Origin of the sequence: Paenibacillus sp. FSL R5-0470, assembly GCF_037975205.1 — a bacterium.
Classification (GTDB): Bacteria; Bacillota; Bacilli; order Paenibacillales; family Paenibacillaceae; genus Paenibacillus_AQ.
In genome coordinates, this window is sequence record NZ_CP150238.1 from 5,233,950 (window position 1) to 5,246,553 (window position 12,604).

At 44.1% G+C, this 12,604-nt stretch carries 12 protein-coding genes; 3 read left to right on the plus strand and 9 right to left on the minus strand.

All coding sequences use genetic code 11. The features are described 5' to 3' along the window. Positions 1-4 precede the first annotated feature (4 nt). Both MKY99_RS23200 and MKY99_RS23205 read right to left on the minus strand, forming a co-directional pair. Positions 5-514 carry a hypothetical protein gene (locus MKY99_RS23200; RefSeq protein WP_042190902.1) on the minus strand — a complete coding sequence of 170 codons (510 nt, stop codon included), beginning with the start codon at positions 512-514 and terminating at the stop codon, positions 5-7. A 269-nt stretch (positions 515-783) separates the two neighbouring features. Next, the gene (locus MKY99_RS23205; RefSeq protein WP_339266569.1) at positions 784-1,443 is read right to left on the minus strand and encodes a TerC family protein; all 660 of its coding nucleotides are present in this window, start codon (positions 1,441-1,443) and stop codon (positions 784-786) included. Positions 1,444-1,616: 173 nt separating this feature from the next. On the opposite strand from MKY99_RS23205, the gene MKY99_RS23210 reads away from it, so the two are divergent. Continuing rightward, positions 1,617-2,309 (plus strand): TerC family protein, encoded by a 693-nt coding sequence (locus MKY99_RS23210; protein WP_042190906.1) that lies wholly within the window; start codon positions 1,617-1,619, stop codon positions 2,307-2,309. A 37-nt stretch (positions 2,310-2,346) separates the two neighbouring features. Here the strand turns inward: MKY99_RS23210 and thiI are convergent, their stop codons facing one another. From thiI to MKY99_RS23240, 6 genes are all read right to left on the minus strand, one after another. Beyond that, entirely contained in the window at positions 2,347-3,633 is a 1,287-nt protein-coding gene (gene thiI / locus MKY99_RS23215; protein WP_339266570.1) for a tRNA uracil 4-sulfurtransferase ThiI, read from the minus strand. A 3-nt stretch (positions 3,634-3,636) separates the two neighbouring features. Further along, positions 3,637-4,788: a cysteine desulfurase family protein gene (locus MKY99_RS23220; protein ID WP_339266573.1), complete on the minus strand. Its 1,152-nt coding sequence runs from the start codon at positions 4,786-4,788 to the stop codon at positions 3,637-3,639. A 127-nt stretch (positions 4,789-4,915) separates the two neighbouring features. After that, positions 4,916-5,623 (minus strand): lytic transglycosylase domain-containing protein, encoded by a 708-nt coding sequence (locus MKY99_RS23225; protein WP_076284776.1) that lies wholly within the window; start codon positions 5,621-5,623, stop codon positions 4,916-4,918. A gap of 182 nt (positions 5,624-5,805) precedes the next feature. After that, complete coding sequence (locus MKY99_RS23230) at positions 5,806-6,219, minus strand: hypothetical protein (protein ID WP_339266576.1); 414 nt, start codon at positions 6,217-6,219, stop codon at positions 5,806-5,808. Positions 6,220-6,231: 12 nt separating this feature from the next. After that, a complete protein-coding gene (locus tag MKY99_RS23235; RefSeq protein WP_042190912.1) occupies positions 6,232-6,453 on the minus strand; it encodes a DUF1540 domain-containing protein in 222 nt (73 codons plus the stop codon). Positions 6,454-6,687: 234 nt separating this feature from the next. Further along, positions 6,688-7,185: a YpuI family protein gene (locus MKY99_RS23240; RefSeq protein WP_042190914.1), complete on the minus strand. Its 498-nt coding sequence runs from the start codon at positions 7,183-7,185 to the stop codon at positions 6,688-6,690. A gap of 309 nt (positions 7,186-7,494) precedes the next feature. On the opposite strand from MKY99_RS23240, the gene MKY99_RS23245 reads away from it, so the two are divergent. Next, positions 7,495-9,435 (plus strand): S8 family peptidase, encoded by a 1,941-nt coding sequence (locus MKY99_RS23245; protein ID WP_076299660.1) that lies wholly within the window; start codon positions 7,495-7,497, stop codon positions 9,433-9,435. Positions 9,436-9,440: 5 nt separating this feature from the next. On the opposite strand, the gene MKY99_RS23250 is transcribed toward MKY99_RS23245, so the two are convergent. Continuing rightward, entirely contained in the window at positions 9,441-10,880 is a 1,440-nt protein-coding gene (locus tag MKY99_RS23250) for a PLP-dependent aminotransferase family protein (protein ID WP_339266578.1), read from the minus strand. A gap of 93 nt (positions 10,881-10,973) precedes the next feature. Between MKY99_RS23250 and MKY99_RS23255 the strand changes: the two genes are divergently transcribed. After that, the gene (locus MKY99_RS23255) at positions 10,974-12,194 is read left to right on the plus strand and encodes a PLP-dependent aminotransferase family protein (protein ID WP_339266580.1); all 1,221 of its coding nucleotides are present in this window, start codon (positions 10,974-10,976) and stop codon (positions 12,192-12,194) included. Positions 12,195-12,604 lie beyond the last annotated feature (410 nt).

Here is a 12,604-nt window from a genome sequence, read left to right on the forward strand (position 1 = left end):
TTAATTAACTTCGATACCATCTATTTCGGCCACGAGTTCTACCCCGACCTGTAATCAGCCAAATTCCTGCCACGATGAATACAATACCAATTAGATAGATTACACCCGTACCCATAAGACTGAAAATACAAAGCGCTATGCTTAGAACGCCTAATATTACAGCAATTGCAGATAGTCCCCCTGACCGTCTTGGAGAATTTATGGAATATTCATACAGACCTACGGCAATGCCGAGCAGAAGCACAGGCCATAAATATTTCATAAGCCCCCATCCCCATATATTGCAAAGACCAAACAATAAACCATATACCGTTAATATTCCCGCGGGAATCAATACTGTTGCCGAAGCGCGGCGGCTAAAAAATAACATATGTAGAACCAATCCTGGAAGTAAAATCACTAGCGGCCAAAGGGCTCGTCCCAAAAATCCGAATACCCCCAGCTTACCGAATAAAATCAAGACGCCCGCAGCTACAATGAATATACCTAGTCTCATGTCATTCTTGGAAGACATCCTTCACCCATCCCTTCAAATTCACGTCTACCTCATTACCTTGCCGTCTCATACCCAGAAAACGACAGGATTCTTATTCATATATTATCTGAAACATACACAAAATGCCATCACTGACCATGCAAAATATCCCCACAAAGTGGCGCTTTGCTTCGATGCGTACTCAGGTACTTTGCGGGGGCCCCAAATATATACTTTCTGATACGTCAAAAAAGGACGATTCCAATTTATGGAGATGTCCTTGTAGTATTGCCTTTTATTACAATTTATTAACCTACTGATGTTGTTCTTCGTTTAATTGCTCCTGTAACAACTACTAATATTCCTAAAGCGATCGGCAGTATGGAATGCGTGGATGGGAGCAAAAAGGAGAGCATTGTCCCTAATTTTGCATCCTGAAGCATCATATCACCTGCTGTAAAGGCTAAAATATAAGCGCCGATAAATACGAGTATCGGAAATCTATGCAGCCACCCCACAATGAGGCCACTTCCCCATACTACAATCGGAATGCTGAACGCAATCCCGATGACAATTAAAGCCAAATCCCCTTTGGCTAGACCGGCAATTGCCAGGACATTATCAAGACTCATAATAAAATCAGCCACGAGAATCGTTCGGATGGATTTCCATACGGAGGATGTTTCCGCGACTCTAAGGTCCTCTTCTTCTTCCAGCAGCAGCTTGAACGCAATCCATAGCAGCAGAATTCCTCCTCCAGCCTGGATATAAGGGATTTTCAACAGTAATACCGCAACAAAAGTTAGCAAGCAGCGCAGGATAACAGCTCCCGCAGCTCCCCACCATACCGCAATCTTCCGGTGCTTCTCCGGAAGGTCCTTACTGGCCATCGCGATGACCATAGCATTATCTCCACTCAGCACAAGATTGATCATCAATATTTCACCAAGGAGCAATAATGATTCCATTCGCTTTTACCTCCCCGAATCACATGTAACTACATGTATGTTCGGAAGTGACAAGCTATGCTTCCTGTCCAACTTTTTTTTGAGGATGAAAGCATGTATGCCCCTTTTTTTGCGTATACAAAACTAAGCATATCTTCGTGCTCATCTTAACTAACTTTAGGGGTGACTATGCCTTGAATACATCCATATGGGAGTTTGTATTATCACTGCTCAATATTATTTTTCTAGATCTCATTCTGGCGGGAGACAATGCCATAGTCATCGGACTTGCTGCGCGTAATTTGCCGAACAGCACTCAAAAAAAAGCAATTGTGCTTGGAACAGCAGGTGCCGTCGTATTACGGATTTTCGCAACGGTTCTGGTCGTATGGTTATTAAAAATCCCTTGGTTACTGCTGGCAGGCGGGATTTTACTTATTCTAATTGCCTATAAGCTATTAACAGATGAGAACAATTCAACGAATATCAAGGCTGGTCAAAGCTTAGGGGCCGCTGTGGGTACAATCATTCTAGCCGATGCTGCGATGGGACTGGATAATGTCATCGCCATTGCGGGAGTCGCTAAGCACAATATCTCTCTAGTTGTCATAGGACTGTTAATCAGCGTTCCAATTGTGGTCTGGGGAAGCACTCTCTTTATTAAATTAATCAACAAATATCCATGGATTATTTATATTGGCTCAGCAGTCCTAGGGTTTACAGCCTCAAGCATGATTACAGATGAGCAGCAGCTATCCCCATTTTTTGAGCAGCATCCACTATTGAGAGCTCTGTTTATATTTGTGATCATTGTTGGCATCTTAATTGGAGGACACTGGAGACGCCAATCAAGCCATAATAATTCAAAAAAGCTGCCTCAACCGTAGATGTTGCTACGAATGAGACAGCCTTTTGTTTATAATATTAGAACCATTCTTCCTGTAATCCAGCCTGAGCACTTACTACATCTTTAGGCTTCTCATCTCCATACGGAGTGATCAGCACGGTCTCCGTGGCTTTAATCGCTGCTTCCAGTAATGCAGAGTAACCTGGGAGCGTAGCTTCAATCTTATCTACAATCCGTAAATTCGGATTCGTTGTAGGTGATTTAGGTACAAATAATGTACAGCAATCCTCATAAGGAAGAATTGACAGGTCATAGGTGCCGATATTCTTAGACAGCTCCACAATATCACTTTTGTCCATCATTACCAGCGGACGTAAAAGAGGAAGTTCTGTCGCACGACCGATCACATTCATACTTGGTAACGTCTGGCTAGCAACCTGTCCAAGACTTTCACCGGTTACGATCGCGAGGGCACCCTCACGTTCAGCAAGCTGTGTAGTAATTCTCAGCATAGCTCGACGCATCAACGTAATAATCAGATTATCCTGACCTATTCCGGTAAAAGATGTCTGCACCTCTGTAAAAGGTACTAAGTGTAGCTTGATGACTCCCGCATATCGTGACAATACCCGCGTAAGATCAACCACCTTTTGCCGGGCAAGCTCACTCGTATAAGGATAACTATAGAAATGTACGCACTCCACTTCGAGTCCACGACGCATGGATGACCAACCGGCTACAGGACTATCAATGCCTCCGGACAGCAATAACATCGCTTTTCCATTCGTACCAAGCGGAAATCCACCAACACCAGCAATATTTTCACAAAATATAAAAGTATGACCTTGACGAATTTCGACTTTCAGCTCCAATTGAGGTGACTTTACATCCACAGTAAGTCCGGAATAGCCTTGCAGCAGTGGTGTCGAGACTAGCTTATTCATCTCCATGGAGCCATATGGGAACTCTTTCCACACCCGGCGTGCATTAACTTTAAATGTAGTTCCCGGTGCAGGAGCGATGATCTCCAAAAAATGACGGCTGACAGCCACAATATCCTCGAGATCTGACTTGGCCACCTTTACCGGACTGACAGAAGCGATTCCGAATACATTCTTCAATGCTTCTACCAATGGCGCAGCAGTTTCTCCATTCAGTTCCACGTAAATTCTTCCAAATTCTTTGGTTAGAACCACCTTTGGATATGGCTTAATCATTTCTTTCACATGACGTAGTACCGTTTTCTCAAATCTGGCACGGTTTTTGCCCTTTAATGTAAACTCCCCGAAACGCAAAAGCAGCATATCGGCATAATCAATACTATTGGCACTGCCTTTAGCAGATTCTTGATTCATCACACTCATTAGTTACTTCATACCTCCTTCAGCAATCTTTAAAGCTCGTACCGCAGTAATTAGTGCTTTCTCAAGCGCTGCGACATCTTCTTCAGTGTGACTATCACCGAAACTGATGCGGATGCCTCCTGAAGCTACAGAGACATCTTTCCCCATAGATAATAGAACACGACTAGGTTCTGCCAGCCGGGAGGAGCAAGCCGATCGAGTAGAAACAGCCATCCCTAGTTCCTCCAGCTTACGGGCGAACACTTCCCCTTTCATGCCAGGGTATGAGAAATGCACAATATGAGGGGCTCCATCCTCTCTGCTGTTTATAACAAATTCAGGAACGCTGTGCAAGAAGCGTAACAGCCGATCCCGAAGTGGGAGCAATCGGGCATAGAAGGTTTCGCGCTGCTCAACACCCATCCGCACGGCCTTGGAAGAAGCAACAATTGCAGGTACATTCTCAGTTCCAGCACGTAGTCCCTCTTCATGAGAACCACCTGAAAGTAAGGGGAACAGTTGGATTCCTTCTTTAATATAGAGAAGCCCCGCTCCGCGAGGACCTCGAATTTTGTGAGGAGACAAGCTGTAAAGATCCGCTTCCCATCCTTTAAGGTCAACAGCAAGCTTACCATATCCCTGAACGCCATCCACATGAAATAAGGTTCGTGAATTTACGGATTTAATCAGCCTGCCAATCTCCATCAGCGGCTGTATTGTTCCAATTTCATTATTTACATGCATCACACTTACGAGTACGGTATCACGCCGTACTGCAGCAGCCACTCGCTCTGGATCAATCATTCCAGTGCTGTCAGGCGCTACAAAAGTAATCTCCCAGCCATTTTGCTGCAGCTGCAGACAACTTTCATACACAGAGGGATGTTCTATTTCCGTAGTTATCAGATGACGTCCTCTTGACTGATATTGCAAAGCAGCACCTTTAATGGCTAAATTGTTACTCTCCGTAGCCCCAGATGTAAATAGGATCTCCTTTGGTTGTACAGATAACGCAGCCGCGCATACTTCTCGTGAACGCCTGATCAGCTTTGCCGCTTCACTACCGGCACGGTGTAAGGAGGACGGGTTAGCATAATGCAGCTTCATAATTTGTTCCATCGTCTTCACCACGTCTTCATAGGGTGGTGTGGCGGCGGCATAATCCCAGTAAAGCATATATCGATTGTCTCCTTTACTTCTTTAAAGTACAGAATCATTCTTTTTTAAATTTCGAAAAAGGATCAAACGGTGATCCCAAATACCAACATGTGGTTTAAGGGAAATACCCGTTTGATCCTTTTTATTATACAGCGTATTCCGCGCGAGCGCGTTCTATTTTAGTGAGATAAGACTGCGTCTCTTTAGGGAGCAGTGTAAGTTTCTCCAATAATTCTTGATCATTGCTTACTCCAAGGTTAATTACCCTTGCAGGCCCTGCATTGTAAGCCGCTAATGCCATCTTTTCCTGTCCGTCAAAGCGTTTCAATTGATAAGACAGATAGCGTACACCACCATCAATATTTTGAGCAGGATTGAATGAATCAGAAACCCCTAAACCACGCGCTGTTCCATCCATTAATTGCATTAATCCTTTAGCACCAGCCGAAGAGACAACGTTTGGATTAAAGGAAGATTCTGTATCAATTACAGCTTTTATCAAATCGACTGGCACCCCGTACTTAGCACTCGCCGTTTGAATCAGATCATCATAGCTTGTTGGTTTAGTATCCGTTATTTCCCCGGAAATTACACTATCGATGCTTTCAGCTGTTCCGATCTGTTGCCATAACAAGCTACTAACTGATGAAGCATCCGGAAGTGACGTCAAGAAGTTTGTATCCCCGCCATTAGACGAGTTAGAAGATAAAGCTTGAAGCATTGCTGCAAATTGAGAGGCTGACGCGCCCGATCTTTTAGTTTCATTTGCTGAGCTACTCTTGTCGGTTGCACTCTTTAAGCTTACCCATTTAAGCTGCCCTAACCCATTGGTTACAGCGGGATTAATCTCCATACCGGCGCACTCCTTTGATCCTGTTGAATCATATCTATTGGTCTAACCTTAGATTTCGATGAATTACGGCTTAATATTACATTTTATCCGAGATTATTGCTATATGCTGGAATGAAAAACAGACTTCAGACCCTGATATTTAGGTCTAAAGCCTGTTATAATTCAAACTTACCAGTTCATTTTTAGCGAGCAAAGGGTATCATCACAAAGTAACTAAGTGTGGATACAATCCCTAACCCCATTGCCCATGCCCCAAGCGTTTTTTGCTCCTTGGCATATGCATAATAACCAATCACAATTGAAATGGGCCCAAGTATGATGGACCAGAGAAACAAGGAGGCAATACCCATAGCTAGCCCAGTATAACCTATCGCTTTGCTTCCACTATATTCCTCTTCATGCTCCTTAGCTTCACTCGCCACGCGTGGTGTTGTATCCCGGATCGGCATCGAAACCGGATTCACCTCTGCGGCATATTCCTCTTGATGTTCTCTGTCCCGGCGTGGATAGTCTACTCTGCGTGGACGCAAAATAACTTTTCTCGGACCGGATTGTTCATTTGATGAACCTGATTCATGTTCCTTTTCTCTGTCCATTAGGGCGGCCTCCTAGGAGTTCGGCTTAAATGTTAAACAGCATGTTGCAGACGATGTTGCGACTTGATCGTGGTGACCTTCATTCGTCATTTCTTCAGCATATTCTTCTTTAAATCCACTGCCAGCGTGCTTGTCGATCTCAATAATAATTTCTTCTGCCCGGCATAAATTATGCTCGCCCCAATAATGACAATTGCTTACACTGCATTTGACTAATGGCTTTACACTCGACATATTTATCACCTCGGCTTCATTATGTCCGCACGATTTACCCCCTATTCGACAGGATGGTTTCCAGTTGATGTAACGATGCCCACGCAAAATATCCCCACAAAGTGGGGGGGGTGCTTCGATACGTACTCAGGTACTTTGTGCGGGCCCTAAATATATAAATTCTAATACGTCAAAAAAGGATCAGCCCTCGTCATTATGACGAAGTGCTGATCCTTTACACGAACTAGTGAACTGTTAAACCTGATTTTGCATACGTTTCTCAGTCAAATAGTCGTTCTCATAATAAGTAAGGTCATCGCGTAGCTCTTCATAGGTCTTGGTAATTTCTAGAATGATATCACGCGCCGGACGAACTGGCTTTTTACGGAAACGGATAGCATCCTGTCCAGTATAAGCATAACGTCCATCTTCAGAATAGCTTTCATTCTTTGGATAGAAGAAGTTATTCACGCCATAGTGATATACATTATAAAGCGCTTTCTGCGCAAAAGATTCATCGAATGTAGCACGACGCAGCGCAACTCCCAGCTTCTCATAAGACATTTCCGAGAACACTAACAGATGACGGACATCGGACAGAAATCCTTGATAAAATTGTACAGTTTCTTCATCATCTTCTGTTACAAGCTGAGGCAATGCATGCTCGTTCAGAAAAATTTCCATCTTATCAATCACATCTTTAAGTTTGTCTCTCGTCGATTCACATAATTTCTGCACATTGGCTGCTGACATGGCGGTTGCTCCCCCTTATTATTCCCTGCTCTTGTAGTCAATAAAGTTAATCTTATGAAGAAATAGTCTTTAGACATATCTCTTTATTCTTGCAATATCAGGATGCAAACACAGAGAAGTCTAACCTTCTGAAAATTAAAAGAACATCTATCGACGTATCTCCTGCAATATCAGGATGCGAACTCAAGATGCTTATTCTCTCTGATATTATCATAAAAAACGTTAGGAAGGTATCCTTTTCTAAGATGCATAAAACATACGCTCTCTTCTAAACCTATAGGCATTACAATGCGTAGAGGAGCGGAAATCATGTCACGTAAAAATCTAACGGTTGCAGGTTTGGTAACAGCTGCGTTCACAGTTGTATTACTTACCTTTGCGCTACGTCCTGCCACTAATGGGACGACGACCAGAGAAGTCGCTAATGTTGCTGTACCAAATCCTGCTCCAACTTCAGCCCTACATTCAGCACCAAACCCTTCACAGGAAAAATCATTGAAGAAAAGCTCCTTATCTCAAGATGTTGATGCGACGGATCATCTGAATAGAGTGGATGTCAGCAGACATTTGACTAAGCTCCTCTCTGAAACGGATGGAATGACTTCGCTTCATGATAAATCAGTGTATGCAAAACGTTTGCAGCAGAACCACGGATTTATCACTATGCTTATGTGGATTGATTTTCGCAAGCATAAAACGGAAACCTTTAAGTCCTCTTCATTTCCTCAAGGAACCGAACAGGAGAATCAGCAGCTGCAAAAATATCTTAAGACGGCGAAATCAGCGATCCATGGTCATCAATCCTATGAATCTCCAACGTTTACAATCGGTAAAGAGAAATATTACTTTATCGCTCAGCGGAACAAAGAAAAAAATGTAGGCATCATTGCACTTATTAACCAAAAGGTGCTTGGTCGTGTGGCAGACCATCAGCTGAAGAACCTGCGTCTCATTCCTTATCCGAAGGAAGGTAAGTACCGTGTAGAATCCGTTCATACCGATAATTTAAAAGATATCACCGTTAAGACCGGTCATGATAACGAAAACGCCAGCCATTTTTATGAGAATGAAATTGTCGTACGTTTCCGCAACAACTCACCTACTCCGGGGCAGCTTCAAACGATAACCGCTGATATCAACGGCAAGAAGCCACGTAAGCTTGGGTATGCCTATATTTTCCGTTCGGAGAAGATGACTTATTATGAGCTCAAAGACTATTTCACCAATAAATGGCACCCCGAATATACGGAGCCTCACTATATGTATTTAACCAATGATACGATATCTAAAAACGCAGAGGGAACAGTTACTCCAAATGACATGTTATTCTCCACCTATCAATGGAATCTGCCAGCGATCGAAACGGAGCTGGGCTGGAATCTTTCTAAGGGAAGTAAAGAAGTGATCGTAGCCGTAGTGGATACGGGAGTCCAGATCAATCATCCGGATTTGAAGGGCAAGCTTTTGACAGGGTATAACGCGATCACCAATGGCTCCACTCCAGAAGATGATGTTGGACATGGCACACATGTATCTGGAATTATAGGCGCCCTGGTCAATAATGGAGAGGGAGTAGCTGGAATCAGCTGGTACAACAAGATCCTTCCGGTAAAAGCACTCGATAATTCAGGAGCAGGTACCACTTATTCTGTTGCAGAAGGAATCATTTGGGCAGCGGACAACGGTGCGAAAGTCATTAACTTGAGTTTAGGTAACTATGCGGATTCCCAGTTTCTTCATGACGCGATCAAATATGCCTACGACCGAGATATCGTCCTCGTATCTGCTGCAGGCAACGATAATACAGAACGACCAGGTTTTCCTGCTGCGTATCCCGAAGTGATTGCAGTAGCTGCAACAAATGCTTCAGGGGAAAAAGCTTCCTTCTCCAACTACGGCGATTATATTGATGTCGCAGCACCCGGAGAAAGCATAGCAAGCACTTACCCAGATAGCCAGTATGCCGCGTTATCCGGTACATCGATGGCCAGTCCTCATGTCGCTGCGCTGGCGGGTCTGGTGCGTTCACTAAATCCGAATCTAACGAATACGGAAGTTATGGATCTTATGACCAAAAATGCTGTTGATTTAGGTACTCCCGGGCATGACAAATATTTTGGCTGGGGTCAGGTCGATATCTATAAAACATTGCAAGCCGCTAGCGGCAATCAGGTTCCACTACAGCTATGGCCACAGCATGTACAAAAACAAATGAATCAATTGAAACAAAGATTAAGTAACTCTAAGTAACAACCTTAACCACCCATCTTCAAAAATCTACCAAGTAAACGGAGAAATAATCGTAAGCCTTCCTCCATATCCGTTTCATTCATTTGTGAATAACACAAACGGATATGCCGGGAAGGGGTCTCCGCAGAGTAACAAACATCACCCGGTAAAAAAGAAATGCTCTCCTGTTCGGCCAGCTCATGTAGCCTTCCGATATCAGGTGAAGCCGGCAACTCCAGCCAGAGATTAAGACCACCCTCTGGGAGAATATATTTTACTCCAGGCGGCGCGTAAAGCTTCAGAAGCTTCGCCGCCTTTTCCATGCGACCACGGAGTGTAACTCGTAACTGAGCAGCATAGGTTTCATACTTGCCCGCTATGAATGGCAGTACCGCCCTTTGTGTAAGCAGCGGACTCCCTAAATCACTTGCGGACTTGGCAGCGATAAGTCGTGACAGAATATTCCCACTAGCGGCTACACAAGCAATTCTGCAGCCGGGTGCAATAACTTTACTGAAACTCTTCATATATACTACATGCCCTTCGGAATCCATCGATTTGATCGTAGGCGGCGGAGGCGCATGGAAATATAAATCACTAAATGGATCATCCTCAACAATAAGGCAACGGTAACTGCGGGCTAATTCCAGCAGACGTTGTCTTCTTGCTATGCTCATGGTTACTCCACTTGGATTCTGAAAAGTAGGGATTGTATAAATTAGCTTAGGCGGTCTTTGATCACACATTCTTGTGAGAATATCCACCCGCATCCCTTCACCGTCCGTAGGTACAAAAATCATCTCTGCACCTCGTCCTGCAAAAACATCTATAGCTCCTGTATAACTAGGAGCCTCAAGATACACTGTGTCCCCAGGTCCGACAAACGTACGAGCAACCAGATCAATGCCTTGCTGAGTTCCGCTTGTGATCATTACATCAGAGGAAGTAAGTGCAATTCCACGTGTTTTTAAATGATCTCTCATAATTCCTCGCAGCTCCAGATCACCTTGGAAGTTCCCATAGGTTGCCATAAGCTCCGGCTGCTGCGTAACTAATGATGCGAAGGAGTCACCAATATTTTTTAGAGGAAGTAACTCACTATGAATTGCAGCTATATGAAAGGGATACTTAACTTCAGAGTAATCAAAATTGCGCCAAAGCTGAGCTCGCGGCAAATAATCATCATATACATCCTGCCAGCGACCATCTTCCTGATGCCTGGTGTGTTCAGGGTCGGCTACAAAGCAGCCTTTTCCTTGTCTGCAATAAATAAGTCCCCGCTTCTCAAGCACATCGTATGCCTTGCTTACTGTAACCTGGCTTACTCTCAAAGCTGTAGCCAAACTTCTTACGGAGGGCAGCCGGACACCTTGCTGGAGCAATCCTGATGAGATCCGCTGACTTAGGGTTTCACTGATTTGATGAGGCAGAGATTTACTGCTGGTTCGAATCAAATCGATATGCATGAACCCCTCACCTCCACTGTTATATTCAACGCTTTACTGTTATACAGTACTCCTATTATGATAGCACCAAATCGAAAGGTGGAGAACTCATTTATGGATATCAAATACTCGGCCGCAGCCAATCATCTAGGATCGTCAGCCGTTCGTGAGATTCTAAAGGTTACACAGGGCAATGACATTATTTCACTTGCAGGCGGGCTGCCTGGGGAGGATTTGTTTCCCTTGGAGGCAGTACGAGACGCTTATAACCGTGTACTCTCCAGCGATACCTCAGCGCTTCAATACGGACTAACCGAGGGCTTTACTCCACTACGTGACAAAATCGCTGAAAGACTTACTCGGCAAGGAATCCCTGTAACAGCGTCTGAGATGATTCTGACTACAGGTTCCCAGCAAGCCATAGATCTACTATGTAAAATACTGCTTGATCCCGGTGATGCTGTCCTTGTTGAAGCTCCTACTTATCTGGCAGCCTTACAGGTACTTGGCTCTTACCGAGCTGATATTCATACGATAAATAACGACGAGCAAGGCATTTTGCCTGATCACCTGGAAGATCAAATTCAGAAACTACGGCCCAAACTCCTATATGCAGTTCCGACCTTCAACAATCCTTCAGGAGCAACCTGGAGTAAGGAACGCCGTGAGAAAGTGGTGGAAATTTGCCGCCACTACAATGTTCTTATCTTGGAGGATAATCCCTACGGTGAAATAACCTTTGAGGAGAATAAAGATCTTTATCCACCCTCACTAGCGTCCATCGACAGAAGTTATGGTGGCGATTATTGTGTCGCTTACACTGGAACTTTTTCCAAAATCGTAGCCCCTGCCCTGCGTACCGGCTGGATTATCGGCGATTCTAATCTAATCAAGACCATCGCGAAGGCAAAACAAGCAGCTGATCTGCATTCTAGCACCATTGACCAGCGCGCTTTAGATGAACTGCTGCTGCATTTCGATATTGAGCAGCATATCCGTGTCATCTCACGAGAATATTATTCTCGAATGAAGCTCTTATCCGCGGAAATCCGATCACAGAACTGGGAAGGAGCACATTTACTGGAGCCACGAGGCGGTATGTTCCTATGGCTAACGCTTTCCCAAGAGATCAACACGAAGGAATTACTTCCTCTAGCAGTAGAGAACGGTGTTGCTTTTGTTCCAGGTGAAGTGTTCTATTCATCACAGCCCCTTAAGAATAAGATGCGTCTGAATTTCACACATACGCCACCTGAGCTTGTACCCGTTGCTGTTCAGCGTCTGGAGAAGGCATTGGTACAATGGCGGGAGAGTCAACCCTCCGTTCAATCGTAATCATGCTAAAAAACCCGGCTTCTTCATCCTTTATGGGATGAGTAAGCCGGGTTTTTTTTATTTCTCAGCCATGCTTAGAGTAATTTATTTCTTAGATACTTCTATGCTATCTTTATTGAGCCTAAAATATCCATTTTCAACGAAAGACATGATTCGACTGACACTTACCCCTGTTTGAAGGGATATATTTAATACCATCGTGTCGGGTGAAGTCTCTACGATACGCCTGATTCTCTGATACATCTCATCACAACTATTGCACATCCTCTTATTGTTTCGTTCATATAAATGTCCGCAGAACCCGCAAATCTGATAATTACCCATGCTACACGTTTCCCACTTTCTACATATCTTCTTGCCACGAGCATAAACACCTTTAGCGTTATAAGGACGGTAAGCATTTATGAGAG

Coding starts and splice junctions, on each gene's coding strand:
- MKY99_RS23255 (WP_339266580.1), top strand. CDS start 10,974: ATGGATATCAAATACTCGGCCGCAGCCAATCATCTAGGATCGTCAGCC.
- MKY99_RS23225 (WP_076284776.1), bottom strand. CDS start 5,623: ATGGAGATTAATCCCGCTGTAACCAATGGGTTAGGGCAGCTTAAATGG.
- MKY99_RS23230 (WP_339266576.1), bottom strand. CDS start 6,219: ATGGACAGAGAAAAGGAACATGAATCAGGTTCATCAAATGAACAATCC.
- MKY99_RS23200 (WP_042190902.1), bottom strand. CDS start 514: ATGTCTTCCAAGAATGACATGAGACTAGGTATATTCATTGTAGCTGCG.
- MKY99_RS23245 (WP_076299660.1), top strand. CDS start 7,495: ATGTCACGTAAAAATCTAACGGTTGCAGGTTTGGTAACAGCTGCGTTC.
- MKY99_RS23240 (WP_042190914.1), bottom strand. CDS start 7,185: ATGTCAGCAGCCAATGTGCAGAAATTATGTGAATCGACGAGAGACAAA.
- MKY99_RS23205 (WP_339266569.1), bottom strand. CDS start 1,443: ATGGAATCATTATTGCTCCTTGGTGAAATATTGATGATCAATCTTGTG.
- MKY99_RS23220 (WP_339266573.1), bottom strand. CDS start 4,788: ATGCTTTACTGGGATTATGCCGCCGCCACACCACCCTATGAAGACGTG.
- MKY99_RS23235 (WP_042190912.1), bottom strand. CDS start 6,453: ATGTCGAGTGTAAAGCCATTAGTCAAATGCAGTGTAAGCAATTGTCAT.
- MKY99_RS23250 (WP_339266578.1), bottom strand. CDS start 10,880: ATGCATATCGATTTGATTCGAACCAGCAGTAAATCTCTGCCTCATCAA.
- thiI (WP_339266570.1), bottom strand. CDS start 3,633: ATGAGTGTGATGAATCAAGAATCTGCTAAAGGCAGTGCCAATAGTATT.